The organism is Pedobacter sp. AK013, from assembly GCF_014205835.1.
Classification (GTDB): Bacteria; Bacteroidota; Bacteroidia; order Sphingobacteriales; family Sphingobacteriaceae; genus Pedobacter.
Genome location: NZ_JACHCQ010000002.1, coordinates 186,097 through 204,469 on the forward strand (window position 1 = coordinate 186,097; position 18,373 = coordinate 204,469).

Sequence of the window (18,373 nt, forward strand, 5' to 3'; positions counted from 1 at the left end):
AGGTTTGGAAATTTAAATATACCCATTCAAAAATTATTTTTACTGGTATACTTTATTACCTTTAGATTCATCAAAAATGTTATCTGGATCTATTTCAATATGATGTAGAGGAAAATCGATTTAGGAATAGTTTAATTAGCTATAATGATTTTGATGTTCGAAAAATTATCATAATATTTGTTAAGCACTAACCGAATAATATCTACCACTACTATTTATCGTAATCGATAGATTTCGCTTAGTATAAATTAAACCAAAATATCATAACACATCATAATGAAAAGAAGAACATTTATACAAAACACAGGCTTGTTGGGGGCAGGAGTTGTCGCATCAAAATTTTCTTTTGCTGCTAATCTGGCGTCAGAATTCCCTGTGGTGCGTGTAGCTGCAGCAAAACGACACTTTCAAAGTAAAGCTGTAGATGCTGCAATTAAAACGTTCCAGGCAAACGTTAAAAATCCCGAATTAGCCTGGCTGTTCGAAAACTGTTTCCCAAATACTTTAGATACTACGGTTTATCATTCGGAAAAAGATGGCAGACCAGATACGTATGTAATTACTGGAGATATTGACGCCATGTGGTTACGTGATAGTTCGGCGCAGGTTTGGCCATACCTTCAATTTGTAAACGAAGATGAACCACTTAAAAAATTAATTGCCGGCGTTATTATCCATCAAACTAAGTGTGTTTTAAAAGATCCTTATGCAAATGCTTTTTACGGCGATGCAGATAAGGTAGGTGAATGGAAAACCGATAAAACGAATATGCAGCCTGGTGTGCACGAGCGTAAATGGGAAATAGATTCCTTATGTTACCCAATCCGTCTGGCTTACCATTACTGGAAAAAAACCGGAGATAAAACACCTTTTGACAGCAATTGGAAAAAAGGAATCGAAGCTACTTTAAAAACCTTTAAAGAGCAACAGCGCAAAACGGATAAAGGGCCATACCATTTTCAGCGCGAAACTACCCAGCCAACCGATTCATTGCCAATGGCCGGTTACGGTTTTCCTGTAAACCCCGTTGGCCTTATCTGCTCTGCATTTCGTCCGAGTGATGATGCCACCATTTTTCCATTTCTGGTTCCCTCAAACTTTTTTGCTGTATCGAGCTTAAAGCAGGCAGCAGAAATGATTAAAGCTTTACAGCACGATCAGGCTTTGGAAAGTGCTTTATTAAACCTCGCTGATGAAGTGAGTACTGCATTACAAAAACATGCGATCGTTAATCATCCGAAATATGGTAAAATTTACGCCTTTGAGGTTGATGGTTTTGGAAGCTCGTATCTGATGGATGATTCTAATGTGCCGAGTTTACTGGGCTTACCTTATTTGGGTGCAATGAAAATTGAAGATCCGATTTATCAGAATACCAGGAAATTTGCGCTTTCTAAAGATAACCCATATTTCTTTAAAGGTACAGCTGCTGAAGGTATTGGAGGACCGCACGCTGGTCAGGATATGATCTGGCCAATGAGTATTACTATGCGTGCACTAACTTCAAAAGATGATGCAGAAATTAAATCCTGTATCGAAATGTTACGCAAAACACATGCAGGCAAAGGTTTTATGCACGAGTCTTTTAATAAAGATAATCCTGCAAACTTTACGAGGGCCTGGTTTGCCTGGTCTAACACTTTGTTTGGCGAGTTGCTTTGGCGGACTTACCACGAAAAACCAGCATTATTAAAAGTTTAATATATTTGACCGTATTGAATGGTGTTGGTTCCTGATTTTAATATTCAGTTCAATCCCCAATCAATACGGTTTTATTTTAGATTAAGGTTTCTCCTACAGTCGTAAAACATATTTCAGCCTTCATTTACCTTTTACAAATGATAACAATAAGTGATAACTTGCCTACTTCTACACTTTTAGAACTGAAAGTAGGGGATGAGATTACAAACGAGCATGATCGATTCGGTACAATAAAAGATATCGAGATCAGTGAAACGGATGAATTTTTGATGTTTCTTTTTCAGTTGGAAACCAGTTACATTATCGTAAAGAAACTCAAACAGGTTTGTTTACTATAAAATTGGTCGGGGATCAAATATCACCTGGAACGATTTAATCTTCTCATCTTCTAAATGGTACCAGCCACAGGCAAATATGGTTTTCTGCCCCATATCAATGTCGTACCATAAGCAAACATCTTCATGATCTAAAAATACTTTTTTAACCTTGTATTTGAATTTCATTTTCTTCATGTCTTCGATATAAACATCGGCTCCTTTTCTTTCGCCCATAACACCTTTAAACGTCATGTCGTCTTGAAGTTGCTGTCTGGCCAGATCAAAGTTTTCGGTATTTAAGGCATTGATAAAATCTAGTACAATAACGCTGGTATTGTGCTCGGTGAGTAATTTATTGGATGTGTCCATACTTAAATCTATGCACTTTTAAACAAAAAATAACAGGAAATGTTTTGCAATTGGGTGATAGATTTTTTAATATCTAAGCTTATCTTTATTGCTGCTTGTTCTATTAATTATTGATTAAATCGTCGTTGTTTACGCCTCTTTTTTTCGACAGGTTTTCTTTTAACTTCCCGAAATTATAAGTGAAGCCAACATAAGTTACTCTAAATGGTGAGGTGGTTGTTGATTGAATCTTAAAATTGGCATCCTCAGTAAACGACCTGTTTGTCCTCCACTTGTTAAAAAACTTATTAAAATTGATTGTTGCACTTAGTTTTTCGTTGAAGAATTTATAGCCGAAGTTGATCTGATAAAAAGGAAAAGTATTAAAGGTATTGATCAGGCTATAGGCTGGTTTATCAATACCACCATTACCACTGATAGAAAACGATTTTATCACTTTGTAATTGAAATACATGGCAACTTGCCAGCTAAAACCCTGTTCCTGTTGGGTTGAAATAATGGTGTTTTCAATTTTATTATAACGGAGTGTTGAGTTTATACCACCACTAATTTTTCTTAAAGAGGTAGATAGCGTGAGTATGGCACTTGCTTCTCTATTTTTTCCAACGTTGCCATATTGTGTTGTACTTACTCCGTTAAGCTCGTTGAAAGTAGTATATTGTATAATCATATTTCCCGAATAAGATGCACTTAAGCCGAATGTGATAAAATTACCCCCTTTAAGTAAGCGGTTTTGGAATGATAGCGTATGAATAGTCTGTGCACTTAAATCGGGGTTGCCATAAGAAATATTCAAGGGATCATTATTGTTTACAAAAGGATTTAAGGTATTGATATAAGGACGCTGCAAACGTTTCGTATAGCTTAATACAACCGTATAATTTTTGCCTAATTTGGTATTTGCAGAGAAATCAGGGATCAAGGCCGTGTAATTTTGCCTTACCTCGGTATCTGAACTAAAAAAATTGCCATTTACGCTAGTATTTTCTAAACGTATGCCTGTACGGAAGTTTAACTTTTTGAGTGTAAATGACAAAGAGCCATAGCTGCTGTAAACTTGTTGTTTATAAGCAAAGTTATCAGAGTTAAAGTAGTCAGGTTCGAACGGTAGATTTTCATCTGTTTTGCTTAAACTTAAATAGTTGGCTTTTGCATTTCTAAAAACAAACTTCACTCCGGTTTCCAGTTTTATTGATTTGGTAAATGGTTGGATGAAATCGGTTTGGATAGTGTATTCGCTATTTTTTGAATTGCTTTCATTCTGCCTGAACAGGTCTGACCTAGCTGTATTCATCAAACTATTGTTTAAGCCGTCATTTTTACTGAACTGACCATTAAACCTAAAACTCAGCTCTTTATCCGGACTGCTTTTAAATTTTTTAATAAAATCGCTTCCAATACCAAAAGAAGGAAAGTTATTCCTGATATTTTGGTCAAATAAGTCATACTGTATTGCTGTACCTGCAAAGGTAGTGGTAATATTTTGGTCGAGTCTACTTTTATTGTTTCCTCCACCAATGTTTGCATAGGCCACTATAGTTTGTAAACTATCTATGCTGTAACTTGTTTCAAAAAGGCCGTTATTTGAAAAACGGTTGGTAATGCGCGCTCCCTCTAAAAATCTTTTCTGGTAAGCAGTTGATTGTAACGGTGTGGTTTCGCTTGTTATCTGCGACTTATTATTGTAATTTCCACTTAAGAAATAGGTTCCTGTCATGGCAAATTTACCAGATTGGATACTGAAATTGCTACTGCTTTGGTAGTTGATATTTGAATAATAAGCACTTAAATAGCCATTGTAACCTAAAACAGCTTTTTTGGTAATAATATTGATCAAACCTCCTATACCTTCAGCATCATATTTGGCTGAGGGCGCGGTAATGACCTCAATTTTGGAAACTACAGCTCCAGGAAAGCCTCTAAGTGCATCTTTAACATTAAGTGCAAACATGGCTGTTTCACGTCCGTTGAGTAATACTTTATAATTAGACTGGCCATTCAATTGTATATTCCCTTCGCCATCTATGCTCAACATTGGTATCTTTCTGAAAATATCAGTTAAGTTTTCACTTTTAGCAGATGGATCTTGATCTACATTATAAACAAGTTTATCTTTATCTTGAGTAATTAAAGCTTTTTGACCTGTAATATTGATTTGTTCAAGCTGGTTAATGGAAGGTTTCATCAGAAATAACTTTATATCTGCAGGCATACCATGATAAAATTTAAAGTTGTTCGTTAGTGAAGTATAACCAAAAAAAGTAATCGAAAGTATATAGATACCTGTGTCTGCATTGATGGTAAACCGCCCGTTATCATCTGAATAAGAATTAAATACGATAGATTTAGCTACATCATTTTTAATCAAATTAACGGTAGCATAGGGGATGGGCTTCTGAGTAGTCATATCTTTTACCACACCACTAAATTTCACCTTCACTTGTGCCTTTACACTTAAAAAAGGTAATACAAATGGCATCACAAAAAGTACGAATAGTTTCGTATATTGATTGACAAAAAAGACATAACAGTTAATTCCAGATTTCATTTATTACTTGAATTTTATTGGTTTTTTAAATAGACGCCTTATAAATAAAATGGTTGCATCTAATTTGAAAATGAAATATTTTTAGATCAATTCAAAGACAGTCAAATTTAAACCAGGTCGTTAATATTAGCAATGACTATAAACAGCTATTTTTAGCTTGGAGTTAAATAGTTAAAAAACTGTTTCACTGCATTTTTGCTTATTTATTCAATCCTTCAAAATGATATATTTTCCCTATTTCTGTCTTAAAACTGTATTTAAAATCATTTTCCGCTTTGTCATTTGTAACTCCATTTAAGTTTGCTTTTAGTGCATTTGGACTTCTTATAATGCAGTTTTCGCCAGATAATGATTTAATAGAGAGCTTTAGAATTTTACCATCTTTCCACTGCAGATCGGTAATTTCGAAATTACCCCTGGCCCTTAAACCCTGGATACTTCCGGTTGACCATTGGTTGGGCAGGGCTGGTAAAAATTGCAACTCACCAGCCTGGCTTTGTAAAAGCATTTCTGACACACCTGCGGTATAACCAAAATTACCGTCAATTTGAAAGGGTGGGTGTGCGCAGAATAAATTGGTATAAATTCCACCTCCTTTGTTATAATCGGTACCTGAGCCACCAACAGGAGTGATAAAATTCTGTAATATTTTATAAGCATGATTGCCATCCTGCAACCTCGCCCAAAAATTAATTTTCCAAGCCATAGACCACCCTGTTGATTCATCGCCACGGGCAGTTAAAGTTACTCTTGCGGCTTTGGCAAGTTCTGGTGTTTTAATGGTACTGATCTCTCTTCCGGGATGCAAACCAAAAAGATGTGAAATATGCCTGTGTTGGTCGGTGGGATCATCGCGATCGGTTTCCCATTCCTGCAGCTGGCCCCATTTTCCGATTTTAGGTTTTAATAAGTGCGCTTTAAGATCTGCAATATGTTTTTTATAATCAGCATCAATCCCTAAAACTTCAGCAGCTTCAATATAGTTGGTAAACAGATCAAACACAATTTGTTGATCGTGTGATACCCCATCTTCGGTTGGTCCGTGTTCTGGCGACCAGCCCAAGGGCGATACCAATGTCCCGTCTGGCCTTCTTTTTAAATGATCATCCCAAAATTCACAGATTTCTTTGATAATCGGGTAAGCAAAATTCTTCAGATAATTTTTGTCTTTTGTAAAGGCATAATGCTCCCAAAGCGCTTGTGCATACCAGGCACTTCCAGGCGTATTCCATAAAAAACTCATGCCACCAAAAATATTGTTTTCTGTTTTTACCGTCCAGCCTCTTGTATTGGGATACTGCTTACGGGTGGCTATTGCACTAACCTCTCTCATGCTATTAATGTAATCCAGGTAAGGGATCTGACATTCTGAAAGATTGGTCGGCTCAGCCAGCCAATAATTCATCTGGATATTGATGTTAGAGTGGTAATCGCTGCTCCAGGGCGGGGTATTGCTTTCATTCCAAAGACCTTGCAAATTGGCAGGCAAACCACCTGCCCTCGATGAGCTGATTAACAGGTACCGGCCATATTGAAAAATTAAAGCTTCAAGTGCCGGATCGGCCAGTTTTTTATAATTGATCAGCCTTTGATGGGTAGGTAGATTCTGATTGTTCGCATTGCTGGGGCCCAGGTTTAAGCTTAAGCGGCTAAACAGCTGGCTATAATCGCTAATGTGTGCATTTAACAGTTTATTGTAACTTTTGGCTTTAATTGCATTTAAAACGCGTTCAATTTTAGGCGCAGGTTCTTCGCCTTTCCAGTTTTGCTCACGTTTATTAACGTAATTGGTAGCTGCAGTAAAAATAAGGGTAAACGCATCTGCATTTGTTATTTTTAATTTTTCCTTGTCACCATTTTTGATTGCCTCGAGCTTCCCATTTTCTACTTTAAGTATAGCGGTTGCCTGATATGTCATGCCGTTTGGTAGTTTACCAGTAAGCTGAATAGTATTTCCGCTCACTGTTATTGTACCCTGATGTGCATCTTTTAAACTAATGCTGGCTGAATAAGCTTTTTTCTGGTTAGCGGTAAAACGCAGCACCATCACTTTATCCGGAAAGCTACAAAAATACTCACGTTTAAACTGCGTGCCGTTTTGTGTGTAATTAATGGTATGTACTGCATTGGTAATATCCAGCTTGCGGCTGTAGTTAGTAAATGCTTGATCTTTATTATTGAAATCGATAAAGAGATCGCCAAAAGCTTGATACATGCCACGGTCATTTTCATCGCCCGTCCACAAAGTATTATCGTTAAACTGAATGTGTTCCTGATCAACACCGCCAAAAATCATCCCGCCAATGCGGCCATTACCAATAGGATATGCCTCTGTCATCCATTTTGTTGCAGGTTTATTATCCCACATGGTGAAAGCATGATTTTCTTTATTTTGAGCCAAAAGGTAGTTTGCTGAGCTGAGGAAGAGTAAACACGATAATACGGTGCAAACAATATTTTGCCTGTAATTTGGAAGCATGTTGGTCATTTGATTAGTGTGTAGCCAAATATATAGATAATCAAACGATTGTGCTGCCAGCCAAGTAGATAAATACATATCGATTATTGGTATACTATTCAATTATTTAAGCATCAGATAATTTGCAACAGCGAATTTTAGTTGGTAACTATTATGATATTTTGGATTGGATTTTAATAGATTTTCTATATTTGATACAACATACTAAAACGTTTTATGTAAAATGAAATCGCTAACCAAATTTCTAACCTTAATCTTGTTTTTGAACCTTATGGGGCTATATACTGCTCAAAGTCAATCCAAAACATCTTTTACCAAATACGTAAATACCTTTATCGGTACTGCTCCTTTAACTGATCCTAAAATTTTAGGATACGAATTACCACAGGGTTGGCGATCTTGGGCAGGCCTAACTTTTCCGGGCAGCTCATTACCTAACGCTATGGTACAATTAAGTCCGATTACTGAATTTGGATCTGGTGCCGGCTACGAATACGAAGACGATACCATTTATGGTTTTGCGCACACCAATAAAGGGCATTGGAACCTGTGTAATATACCTATTTTACCGTTATCAAACCCAAATGGTAAATTTGGATCAAAGTTTTCGCATAAGAATGAAAGTGCAGCACCTGGATTTTATCAGGTTTATCTGGACGATTATCAGGTAAATGTTAGGCTTACTTCGACCTTAAGATGTGGTTTTCACGAATATACATACAAAAACAGTACCGACAGGCAAATCCTATTTAGCATGGGAAAAGCCAATAGTGGTGTTAACACCTGGAATATCGAACAAGTTGGCACTTCGGCCATACAAGGTTTTCAAGGAGGAGAGAATATTTACTTCTATGCAACAGTAAATGGCAAGATCGAAAAACTTGATCAGATTGATGTAGGTAAACGCTCTGGTTATGCCATTGTTCACCTCGCCGATGGAAGTAATGGACCTGTAGAACTTAAAATCGGTTTATCTTTTGTAAGTGTAGCCAATGCTAAAGAAAATCTGGCAAAAGAGATCGGCAATAAAACTTTTACGCAGATCCGGCATGAGGCTACTGAAAAATGGGAAGCGCTTTTGTCAAACATTCAGGTTAAGGGGGGAACTGAGAAACAAAAACAGATGCTGTATTCTTGCTTGTATAGATCTTTTTTGTGGCCAGCGCTAAGGAGTGATGTCAATGGCGAATTTAAAGATGCAAAGCACAATGTGGTAAAAGGAAATTTCAATTATTATACTGAACCCTCACTCTGGGACACCTATCGCAATAAAGACGTACTATTAGGGCTGATTACGCCTAAAGTAACCTTAGATGTAATTAAATCAATGAAAGATGTTGGCGATAAAACGGGTTTTATTCCCACGTTTTTTCATGGCGACCATGGCGCATCTTCAATTGCAGGGGCTTATTTGAGGGGAATAGATGATTTCGATATCAAAGGTACTTACCAGATTCTGTTACGTAATGCCAATGTGGATGGTGGCGCCCGTCCATTTGTAAAAGAATATATCGAAAAGGGATATATTTCAGATCCCGATGTTAAAAATCCACATGTAGAAACCAAAGCCAAGGCAGGTGTTTCTAAAACGCTGGAGTATGCCTATGATGATTATTCGCTGGCCCAAATTGCTAAAAAACTAGGCGATAGCAGTAATTATCACATCTTGATGGCGAGATCAAAAAATTATAAAAACATGTTTGATCTGGGCACTCGGTTTATGAGGGGCAGGTTAGAAAATGGCGAATGGATTAAACCTTTTAATCCGCAATATCCTTACTACGAATACATGTACAGAGAAGCCAATGCGTGGCAGGTATCGTTTTATGCTCCTCATGATATGAAAGGTTTAATCGAACTATACGGTGGCGCAAAAGGGTTCGAATCCAAGCTAGATTCTTTGTTTACTTTACCCTGGAATCCGAAATATATTGCCAGGAATGTAGAAACCATGATTGGTCAATACTGCCAAGGTAACCAACCAGATCACGAAGCTCCTTTTGCTTATACTTTTATCGGGAAACCAGAAAAATCGCAAAAAATAATCGATAAGATTTTAAACGAATTATACGGAATAGGACACGATGGCTTGGCACTTTCGGGAATGGATGATGCCGGCGAGATGTCTGCCTGGTATGTGTTCAGTTCTTTAGGGCTATATCCGTTCTCTGCAACTGATCCATCTTATATTGTCACAGCACCGCTGTTTGATGAAGTGAAGTGGAAAACAAGTACCGGAAAAGTATTAACGATAACTAGACCTGGGAAGGGAAGGGCTATCACCAATATTAAAGTTAATGGGAAAGCAAATAACGGATATTTCATCTCCCACGATCTGTTTAAAAATGGGGGCAAGGTAGAAATTGGCACTAAATAGGATTAACAATGACCAAATATTGATCCTGCAATGATAAAATAGTGAGCTTGGTTATCTCTTATTCATTAAAAAACCTGAATATATCTTAATGAATATTCAGGTTTCAACATAGGTGATTGAGCGGCAATTAACTTTACAAAGGCAATTTTTATCGTTTAATAAGCGCCTATTTAAATTTTACTCAATAATACCTTTTCTATCATACCGAGCCTGTTGAAGTGCTTTATAGGCGTCTTCGACAGGCTCAGCTTCACACACTGATTATTTTTTATTAAACTTTAAGCAGGTACTTACTTGTTTTCATACTTACTATTTCGCCATTAGCTAATCGGCCAATTCTAGAAATGTTTATACATTGGTTGGACTTCAAGTATTTAAACATTTTAAGTAGCTATTTTATTAAAACACCTTAAATGTTGCGATTGTATTTATAATCGGCGTATGAATTAATAAAGCAATTCGATTTTACTTTTAGTTAAATCTATTGTTTTGCCTACAGAGTAATCGACTGCTAACTTTGCTGAGAATGTATTACCAGCCTGAACATCGGCTACATAACTATTTAGATTATAAGCAGATCCATCGTTAGCTATAACTGTCAATTTGAGTTTAACAGGATTAAGGGCGTATTTTTGAACAACATAATCAGTACCCGAAGTGTTCTTTATGTCAAAGTCAATTAAGACTGCAGATTGCGAAGGAACGTTTTCCTGTTTGGTAATTTTAGCATTGAAATTTGTTAGGGGGAACTTGCCATCAGAGGGCGTATCATCCTTTTTTTTGCAGGAAGCCAATAAAGCAACAACGAATAAGAATGTAAATACGCTTGTTAACTGGGTTTTAAACATTTTTTTCATGGAGTAAATAATTTTTATAGGTGAAATATTAATTACTCAAAGCTACTGGGGCAAAAGGGTAGCAGCAATGACTGGAAAAAGTCAATTTCTAACTAGCTGTTTTCAGCCATTTTTTATATTTATTTTTATATTTAAGATTTTATCTTAAACATTGCGGCAATCCGGTTGGTCATTCAGTATGAAAATAAATATATGCATCCTTTGCTTTTTGTTCTTCTTTTTAAAGGTGTATGCACAAAGCCCGGCAAATAAGCTAAATTATGCTGACAGTATTACCCAGGTATTAAAAAAGCAGTTACCCCCAAGCAGCAAACGCTTCTCCGATAGTTTAGTGAATCTTGCAAAACAGACCAAATCTGATAGTTTGAGAGCCCGTGTTTTCTTTAAACTAGGTTTCTATTGGCGCGACCAAAATCGTACAGTAGCTAAAAAATATTTAATTGCAGGCTTTAAGTGTGGCGCTAAATACCCCTATGTAAAAGCCGTTTATTACCATTATCTAGGTGCTTATTATTATCCTGTGGATGCCACAAAAAGTGAACTTAATTATATTGAAGCTGATAAACGGTTATCGAAATTTAATACTGATGAAGCATATTTTTTAAGAGCAAAAGGCTGGGGGAATTACGCTAATTTACAGCAACAAAAAGGCGATGAACTTCTTATGGCAGAAATCCTGTTAAATAAATGCATCCCCTTAATAAAAAAAGCAGGGGTAAATGAATTTTTGGCTAAATACTACGAAGATCTGGCAACTGTATTTATGAATCAAAAACAGTATGATAAAGCCGAAAAATATTTTCTATTGGCTATTGCTACTGTCAAAAAAATTGAGCTTTGGGATGTTGTTCATTTATATGATGCTTACATCGGAGCAACAGAAAACTATCTATATAACAACAAAATTGCTGAAGCCAAAAGAACTTTAGAAAAAGCCAAAAATTTAATGGCAAAATGTAATGACAGCTTAAGTCACACTGAATATTACCTGGCAGAATGCATATTTTATAGAGAAACTAAAGCCTATGATAAATCACTCCAGAGCGTAAACGCCGGGCTTAAAATTGCAGCTAAAATAAACGACGAATACCAAATAGAAGTCCTGAATATACAAAAATACAAAACACTTATCTCGCAAGGTCATTATCACCAGGCTGTAGCGCTGATCGAGGAGTTAGTTCGAAAAAACAGTTCGAAATCGCCAACAAATATGGTAGCTTGTTTTTATGATCTCTCAGAAGTATATGATAAAATGGGGAACCGTAATGCCGCTTATGTTTGGCTTAAAAAGTATAGTGTTTTAAATGATAGCTTAAATAAACAAGAGGTTTTGCGAAAGATCAATGCTTTGGAAATAAAATTCAAGACAGCTGAAAATGAAAAGACCATCATGAACCTCAACGCTGAAAATGAAAAGGCAAAGCTCATCACAAGAAACAGTAGGTTAGCAAACTGGCTCTTGGCTTTAATCAGTTTGTTTTTGTTAATTCTGGCTACAGTAAGTTGGTTCTTTTTTCGCAATAGTAAAAAACTGGCTATACAGAAAGATTTAAACCATCAACAGGATTTAAAAGATATTTATAGCCAGCAGCATATTCAATTGGTAGAAGTAATGTTGAATGCCAAGGAGGATGAGCAAAATAGGGTAGCCAGAGATTTGCATGATGGGGTTGGAGGTATGCTTGCGGTTTCGAAAATGAACCTGACACATTATATTAATGAAAGTAAAAACAACGATGCAGACCTTCAAAATGTTACTCTCCACCTTGAAAACACGATGAAGGAGCTTAGGCGTGTAGCACATAATATGATGCCCGAAATGTTGATCAGACTGGGGTTAGAAGCATCGTTAAGAGATTTATGCGAATCAATAGCTTCTGATAAATTAAAGGTAGAATTTCAGTGCCTCGGTATAGGTAATCATTTGAAATCAAGTGAACAAATCAATATTTATCGGATTGTGCAGGAAGCAATGGCCAATGCTGCAAAACACTCCGAGGCTAAAAACCTGTTGCTACAATGTTCTCAAAACAAAAACATATTTTTTATAACCGTTGAAGATGATGGGAAAGGTTTTGATACGAGCCATATCGATATCGTTAAAGGGATAGGCGTTCGGAATATAAAAAGCCGTGTAGAATATTTAAAAGGAAAAATTGAAATTTTGTCGCAAGAAAATAAACCTGGTACCTCCATTAATATAGAATTGTATGTTACAGCATAAAACCACCGTAGCCATAGTAGACGATCATCCAATCATAATAGAAGGCCTGATTAAATTGCTGCATAAAACATCCACCTTCGAAATTATTGGTGGTTTTACGAGTGGACAGGAGTTTATTTCCGCTTTAAAGCTAAGGCCTGTAAAAATTGTTCTATTGGATATTATACTCCCTGATATTAGCGGGATAGATATATGCAAGGAAATAAAAACCATCGCCCCTGATACTGTGGTTTTGGCATTTAGTAACCATCAGGAAAGAAGTGCAATAATGAAAATGTTAGCCAATGGCGCCAATGGATATATCCTTAAAGATGCACCTATTGACGAAATTGTAAACTGTATTAACATGGCATTAAACGGACACATTGCCTTTAGCAAGGCAATAAGTGAAATTATTTCCCGGCCGCTTTCAGATGGTAATCAAAGTATTGCTAATTTAACTGTACGCGAGAAGGAAATTCTAAAACTGATTGCTACTGGCTTAAACACAAATGGTATAGCAGAACTATTGTTTCTGAGCAAGTTTACAGTGGAAAACCATAGGAAAAATCTATTACAAAAAATGAAAGCCAAAAATGTTGCAGACTTAATGCGGATAGCTACTCAGGAGGGCTTACTTTAACATATCCAACCGCGACTTTTCCCAGGAACCGTTTTCATCAAGAATTTTTAGATAGCAGTTAAATGATTTGTTAGCATAATAAAGCTGATACAGCTTATCGGTTAGCGCTGTAAGAAAGTTGAAGAAAATTAAAAACTCTTCTTCTGCGTTATAAAGCCCGCCCCATTCATTCAATACCCATTTTAATTTTTTTCCATTATAAGTGGTGATCGAAAATTCCAGGTAGGGGATATTTACATCTGTTTTATTGTAATAGTCGAGCGGAAGCCCTCCCAATAGCCTTATTTCTCTTACGGGAACCCGAATGCAGTTGATTTCCGAAAACAATACAGAACCGAAACAAGAACTGGAAAAGCCCTCGTTACTTAATGAAATAATTTCTGCCGACTGTCTTCTGGAGGCCAATTTAACCAGGTTGTAAATTGCGATTAACGTTAATGGTAATAAGATCAGCAATAGCCAGGCTGGGAACAGCGGGTGCAAATCTGGTAGTAAAACGATCGTTGTGCCTGTTAACGGAATGGTTAATAACGCTGTAAAAAACCAAAACAGAAGTATTGAGTTTTTTTTGCTGTTATTAAAACGGAAGCGATAAATATGCATAAATGACTACCTATAAGTTAAATTTATTTTAGATAAGTCTGTTAAAGATAAGCTAAATAAAATTATTATATCTTAAAATTGGGTAAACAGGTTATTACCTATCGATCAAATAAATGTTAGTTATGAATTTAAACAGATGTAATGACTACTACATAATCGGCATTTCTGATATCCTTGCCGATTTCTGAAGCTTTTTTTCATTGTTTTACTTTCATTTTAGTATATTGGGATAATCAAAAAAAGGACGATGCCCCAAATCAGTCCATCTGATTAAAAGTTCCAAAATAAATAATCCAAAATCCACCTTTACGCCACCTTTACTCCACGTTTAAGCCACCTTCTGGCCAGCTCTGCTTAAGGCTTGCTATATACATGCTTTACCCTTGCATTGATGGAGTTAGGGTATCGTTGCAGATCAGGTTAATCAAAGATTTGCCTCGCTTTAAATCTGGAGGTTAACAATAGCTAAATAAAAAGGTAAGAGAAAGTTATCTTCTGGTATGGTTGGTGTATAGTTGTGTCGGAGCAGCTTGGATAAAGAGCCTAAGCATTATTTTAAATCTGTATAGTGAAAACTCCAACCACTATAGTTTAAGGTGCATCTGACTGCATACTTGGTCAGGAATTGAGTTGCTTGAGTGGTGAATATTTTGATGAATCTGTTTTTTTCATTCAATGAGTATTATTTCCTTAAAAAAATCGCATGGCTCATTTGTAGCCTATGGAAATCCATCTTCGTCGCCCCAATCTATTTTCACCATTGTAAATACAGAAAAAATTAATTGTGCTCGATGTCATTTCTATACTCTAAAATATCCCCTGGTTGACAATTCAATGCTTTACACACCACCTCGAGAGTACTTAGTCGTACAGCTTTGATTTTACCTTGCTTCAAGATAGATAGGTTCGACAACGTAATATTCGTAAGTTCAGAAAGCATATTAAGGGACATCTTTCTCTTTGCCATCATAACATCGAGATTTACAACAATACCCATTATACAGTTAATTTTTGTTCTTCTTCCAATTCAATTCCAAGCTTGAATATTTCTATCACTGAAAACAACATAATTCCTGCAATGAAAATACCATAATTAAAAGATGTTGATAAATTAAGGAAAGGTCCAAGTTTTAAGTTATCCTCAATTACATGGTTTGCTACCAGCATTAATACAATCTGCACGATGGGCATTATAGTAATAATTCCAGCAATTAATCTAAGATGAATGATATTATTATTGATAAAATGTTGGTTATTCTCGAAGTTCTTAAAGATTTGCCTTATATGATAAGTTATAAAAATGAAAATCCCCATAAGTAAAATGTATACACCAGTCATGCTAGCGATGTTTTTCCAGTTTGATTCAATGTGAAAAACCAATGTTCCTGAATAACCGTCTAGTTTCGCATTCTCAAAATTGCTGTTGAGCGACTCTATCTTCCTTAAGTTAAGCTGCGCAAAATCTACCGGCAGCATTAGTATAAATTGCTTTCTAATATTTGCTGATGCTAAAAAAGCGGCTATAAATATTGTACCAGCAATGATTTCTAAATACCATATCACGTTTACAGCCTGTGATATTCTTTTAAGAATTGATTTTGATGTTGTCATGATTGTTTAATTTATATGGCAATAATAATAAATATTTATTGATAATCAATAAATATTTATTATTATTTTAGTATACGAATTTGTAAAGGCTCAGGATTGGAGTAGAATGAATTATTCAATACTTAAGCCAACAAACAAGCTTAGTCTATTGCATAAAATAAAGTTTATAAAGAGCATGTTTTTAAATAGCCTTAAAGAGATAACCAAGTTCTTTACCGAAAAAGGTTGGTCTTTGGGTGGCAACTCATGCAAATTGCTTTGGAGAGAATGACGAACGTAATTCTGATTCAAAAGCACACAACGAAATCCCATAAAATCAAAAAACCTTGCAATCTTTTGATTTACATGACTTTAGTTCTTTTTGATATTGTTTCTGGTGATCCCGCTGGGATTGGCTCAGTCGCTTTAGGCCCGCACACATTGCCTGAGCCTTCCTGAATCGAACCCGGGCCCGTGCTTCGGTTCGAATCCCAGTAGAAATAAAACAAAAAAACCTCACATCTCTGTGAGGTTTCTGGTGATCCCGCTGAGATTTGCACCTAGTGCAATTAAACAATATCTGTACGATTTTGAAATTCGACTCCCCGAATAACACACCTTTTTTATAATACTTTTTAGCTGCAAATGCTATATTATAAATATAATAATAAGTTTCTAACAAAAAAACTGAACTGATTTTTCCCCTAATTCGGCGAAAATTTAATGGTGAGCATTGTTAACTACCCACTTTATAAGTTAAATTACGGTTTGTGGAAAGTAGATAGTTTAAAGGAACCACATCTTTATCATAAACCCCTGTAAAGCATTTACAGGGGCTTTAGTTTTTATAACGGCTAGGGTTACTGACAATTTTATTTGACTTTGAGATTAAAGATCTAGAAATCATTCTTCTTCTAGTGACCTTTGAAGAAGGGCGGTCAATGAAATCTTCCGTAACTACTTTTTCTATCTAATATCTGGTAGATCCAACATTTCTTTTGCTTCCGTTCTAAGTTTTGCTTGGTCTTCATACCATTTTTCCAAATCTTTACGACCATTGAAAAACAAACAATTTTCAGGAAAGGAAAATGAAGAAAGTGGAACCGCCTCTTTTTTTACAGAAACAACGGTGTAAGCCTCAACTTTTTTATCGTACGGATAAAAAAATTGCATAATAAAATCTGTCTTTCTAAATTTAGAATTCGCCCTAAACTTAAAACTATTAAGCGATTTGCATACGTACATAGAATCCTGGCGATTTGTTGACTTATGTGTTGCGATTACTTTCTGACAGTGATAGCCAGAAATATCCTTGTATTTATCTACATATTCAAAGCGATAATAGGATGAAGAATCGGCCAGTCCGGTAGTATCAGTATGCCTGGTGACGATTGAATAACTCTCTTGAGAACTTACACTCCATTGGGTTCGATGTTCCAGATTAATCAATTCATAATTAGGATAGGATGTTACTGAACTTCCTCCCTGAGATCCATTATGAACAACTTTTTTAATTTCAATTTCAGGAATAAATGTAGAATCTGTAATAACTCCTTTTATCCAATTGCCAGAAAACGTATGGTGAAAAAAAAAGGAGGATGTTTCATTCTCCTTTCCTGGTTTAACCACAATTATTTCAGCTTCTACCAATTGTTGTGCAGAGACATATAAATTGGAAACCAATAAAAAAAGAAAAGCCAACACCAAACTCTTTTTCATGTTATTCTACAGTTACAGTTAGTGTATTATTGCTTCCACCTGCGCTGACCTTTCTACTTCCTTCCCAATATCCGCCCCCGTACCTATAGTACAAAGTAATTCTGGAAGTAAAACTTACAGAACCATCGACATAGCTTGCCACTGGATCAATAACTCCACTATAAGTCAATGCACCAGAAGCATCACTTGCTTTTGTGGCAGTTACAACCGTATTGGCTGTTGTGTATTTAAAGCCCCCTTGAGATTTTATCTTATTAAATGTTAAATTAACACCAATGGTTACAGTAACAAAAAAATAGATCTGTGTAGATCCCAATATGTTAACTGTGCCCCATGGCACATCTCCTCCATCATCGTCCATGATCGTGTTATTGACCCTAGCATTCGCAATCGGTAAAGTGGCAAGAATGGGTCTACTTTTGCTGAATATGGATACATTATCGTGTTTGGGGACCAAACCATTAATAATACTATCAGCTTCTGCATCGGAAAGCTCTATTGGTTTAATTCCAATCGGAATATCTTTCTCAGCAACAGGTTTTAATCCCGCCAGCAACATTGCTTTTTCTAACTTCTGTTGTTTAGTTTCATAAGTAGAATCTTTAGCAATGTCCTTCTTGCAAGCGCCAAGCAAGATTGCCGAAATTAAAATTAAACCACCCCAATTTTTAAATGGTTTTTGAATTGTTTTCATAGTTTTTGTTTTTTAGTTATTTGTTGTTTTTAATTTGTTTAAATCAATTAAACGACAAATAGAGATCGTTGAATTTAGCTGCACATATTTAGCAAATAAACCTTACAATTAAGCAGAATTAAATTATGCTACAAAAAAATCAGGAATGAGATTTCGGCATAAACGCCCAATAGATCAATTAGCCTTATTTAATTCAAAAATAAAGAGCTTAGGACATTCTACATTTTTTTTACACCAGTACCCTACTATTTTACACCAAATCTAAAATAAGCT

The 18,373-nt window shown here is 35.9% G+C and carries 14 protein-coding genes; 5 read left to right on the forward strand and 9 right to left on the reverse strand.

The window, feature by feature from the left end; genetic code table 11:
* Positions 1–276: 276 nt before the first annotated feature.
* Together HDC90_RS02110 and HDC90_RS02115 are read left to right on the forward strand one after the other, a co-directional pair.
* A complete protein-coding gene (locus HDC90_RS02110) occupies positions 277–1,701 on the forward strand; it encodes a glycoside hydrolase family 125 protein (protein WP_184463382.1) in 1,425 nt (474 codons plus the stop codon).
* 137 nt (positions 1,702–1,838) lie between these two features.
* Positions 1,839–2,039: a hypothetical protein gene (locus HDC90_RS02115; protein ID WP_184463384.1), complete on the forward strand. Its 201-nt coding sequence runs from the start codon at positions 1,839–1,841 to the stop codon at positions 2,037–2,039.
* Here HDC90_RS02115 and HDC90_RS02120 read toward each other — a convergent pair.
* From HDC90_RS02120 to HDC90_RS02130, 3 genes are all read right to left on the reverse strand, one after another.
* Positions 2,034–2,387, reverse strand: a complete 354-nt coding sequence (locus tag HDC90_RS02120; RefSeq protein ID WP_184463386.1) for a nuclear transport factor 2 family protein — start codon at positions 2,385–2,387, stop codon at positions 2,034–2,036. The genes HDC90_RS02115 and HDC90_RS02120 overlap by 6 nt on opposite strands.
* 103 nt (positions 2,388–2,490) lie before the next feature.
* Complete coding sequence (locus HDC90_RS02125) at positions 2,491–4,935, reverse strand: outer membrane beta-barrel family protein (RefSeq protein ID WP_184463388.1); 2,445 nt, start codon at positions 4,933–4,935, stop codon at positions 2,491–2,493.
* 199 nt (positions 4,936–5,134) lie between these two features.
* Entirely contained in the window at positions 5,135–7,492 is a 2,358-nt protein-coding gene (locus HDC90_RS02130; RefSeq protein WP_184463390.1) for a glycoside hydrolase N-terminal domain-containing protein, read from the reverse strand.
* 145 nt (positions 7,493–7,637) lie between these two features.
* Here HDC90_RS02130 and HDC90_RS02135 point away from each other — a divergent pair, with 145 nt between their 5' ends.
* On the forward strand, positions 7,638–9,791 hold the full coding sequence (locus tag HDC90_RS02135; protein WP_184463392.1) for a GH92 family glycosyl hydrolase: 2,154 nt from the start codon (positions 7,638–7,640) through the stop codon (positions 9,789–9,791).
* 446 nt (positions 9,792–10,237) lie between these two features.
* Here the strand turns inward: HDC90_RS02135 and HDC90_RS02140 are convergent, their stop codons facing one another.
* On the reverse strand, positions 10,238–10,648 hold the full coding sequence (locus HDC90_RS02140) for a hypothetical protein (RefSeq protein WP_184463394.1): 411 nt from the start codon (positions 10,646–10,648) through the stop codon (positions 10,238–10,240).
* 178 nt (positions 10,649–10,826) lie between these two features.
* Between HDC90_RS02140 and HDC90_RS02145 the strand changes: the two genes are divergently transcribed.
* Entirely contained in the window at positions 10,827–12,872 is a 2,046-nt protein-coding gene (locus HDC90_RS02145) for a sensor histidine kinase (protein WP_184463396.1), read from the forward strand.
* On the forward strand, positions 12,859–13,494 hold the full coding sequence (locus HDC90_RS02150) for a response regulator transcription factor (RefSeq protein ID WP_184463398.1): 636 nt from the start codon (positions 12,859–12,861) through the stop codon (positions 13,492–13,494). The genes HDC90_RS02145 and HDC90_RS02150 overlap by 14 nt, the downstream gene beginning before the upstream one ends.
* Here the strand turns inward: HDC90_RS02150 and HDC90_RS02155 are convergent.
* From HDC90_RS02155 to HDC90_RS02175, 5 genes are all read right to left on the reverse strand, one after another.
* Positions 13,486–14,097, reverse strand: a complete 612-nt coding sequence (locus HDC90_RS02155; protein WP_184463400.1) for a hypothetical protein — start codon at positions 14,095–14,097, stop codon at positions 13,486–13,488. The two genes, HDC90_RS02150 and HDC90_RS02155, sit on opposite strands and share 9 nt — an antisense overlap.
* Before the next feature lie 778 nt (positions 14,098–14,875).
* Positions 14,876–15,094 carry a helix-turn-helix transcriptional regulator gene (locus tag HDC90_RS02160; protein ID WP_184463402.1) on the reverse strand — a complete coding sequence of 73 codons (219 nt, stop codon included), beginning with the start codon at positions 15,092–15,094 and terminating at the stop codon, positions 14,876–14,878.
* Entirely contained in the window at positions 15,094–15,708 is a 615-nt protein-coding gene (locus tag HDC90_RS02165) for a DUF2975 domain-containing protein (protein WP_184463404.1), read from the reverse strand. The genes HDC90_RS02160 and HDC90_RS02165 overlap by 1 nt, the downstream gene beginning before the upstream one ends.
* 945 nt (positions 15,709–16,653) lie before the next feature.
* Entirely contained in the window at positions 16,654–17,406 is a 753-nt protein-coding gene (locus HDC90_RS02170; RefSeq protein WP_184463406.1) for a hypothetical protein, read from the reverse strand.
* 1 nt (position 17,407) lies between these two features.
* Positions 17,408–18,100, reverse strand: coding sequence for a hypothetical protein (locus HDC90_RS02175; RefSeq protein WP_184463408.1), 693 nt, complete (start codon positions 18,098–18,100; stop codon positions 17,408–17,410).
* Positions 18,101–18,373 lie beyond the last annotated feature (273 nt).

Bases quoted from the DNA above. Each gene is read 5' to 3' on its own strand.
- HDC90_RS02110 (WP_184463382.1), top strand. From the start codon at position 277: ATGAAAAGAAGAACATTTATACAAAACACAGGCTTGTTGGGGGCAGGA.
- HDC90_RS02115 (WP_184463384.1), top strand. From the start codon at position 1,839: ATGATAACAATAAGTGATAACTTGCCTACTTCTACACTTTTAGAACTG.
- HDC90_RS02120 (WP_184463386.1), bottom strand. From the start codon at position 2,387: ATGGACACATCCAATAAATTACTCACCGAGCACAATACCAGCGTTATT.
- HDC90_RS02125 (WP_184463388.1), bottom strand. From the start codon at position 4,935: ATGAAATCTGGAATTAACTGTTATGTCTTTTTTGTCAATCAATATACG.
- HDC90_RS02130 (WP_184463390.1), bottom strand. From the start codon at position 7,492: ATGTATTTATCTACTTGGCTGGCAGCACAATCGTTTGATTATCTATAT.
- HDC90_RS02135 (WP_184463392.1), top strand. From the start codon at position 7,638: ATGAAATCGCTAACCAAATTTCTAACCTTAATCTTGTTTTTGAACCTT.
- HDC90_RS02140 (WP_184463394.1), bottom strand. From the start codon at position 10,648: ATGAAAAAAATGTTTAAAACCCAGTTAACAAGCGTATTTACATTCTTA.
- HDC90_RS02145 (WP_184463396.1), top strand. From the start codon at position 10,827: ATGAAAATAAATATATGCATCCTTTGCTTTTTGTTCTTCTTTTTAAAG.
- HDC90_RS02150 (WP_184463398.1), top strand. From the start codon at position 12,859: ATGTTACAGCATAAAACCACCGTAGCCATAGTAGACGATCATCCAATC.
- HDC90_RS02155 (WP_184463400.1), bottom strand. From the start codon at position 14,097: ATGCATATTTATCGCTTCCGTTTTAATAACAGCAAAAAAAACTCAATA.
- HDC90_RS02160 (WP_184463402.1), bottom strand. From the start codon at position 15,094: ATGGGTATTGTTGTAAATCTCGATGTTATGATGGCAAAGAGAAAGATG.
- HDC90_RS02165 (WP_184463404.1), bottom strand. From the start codon at position 15,708: ATGACAACATCAAAATCAATTCTTAAAAGAATATCACAGGCTGTAAAC.
- HDC90_RS02170 (WP_184463406.1), bottom strand. From the start codon at position 17,406: ATGAAAAAGAGTTTGGTGTTGGCTTTTCTTTTTTTATTGGTTTCCAAT.
- HDC90_RS02175 (WP_184463408.1), bottom strand. From the start codon at position 18,100: ATGAAAACAATTCAAAAACCATTTAAAAATTGGGGTGGTTTAATTTTA.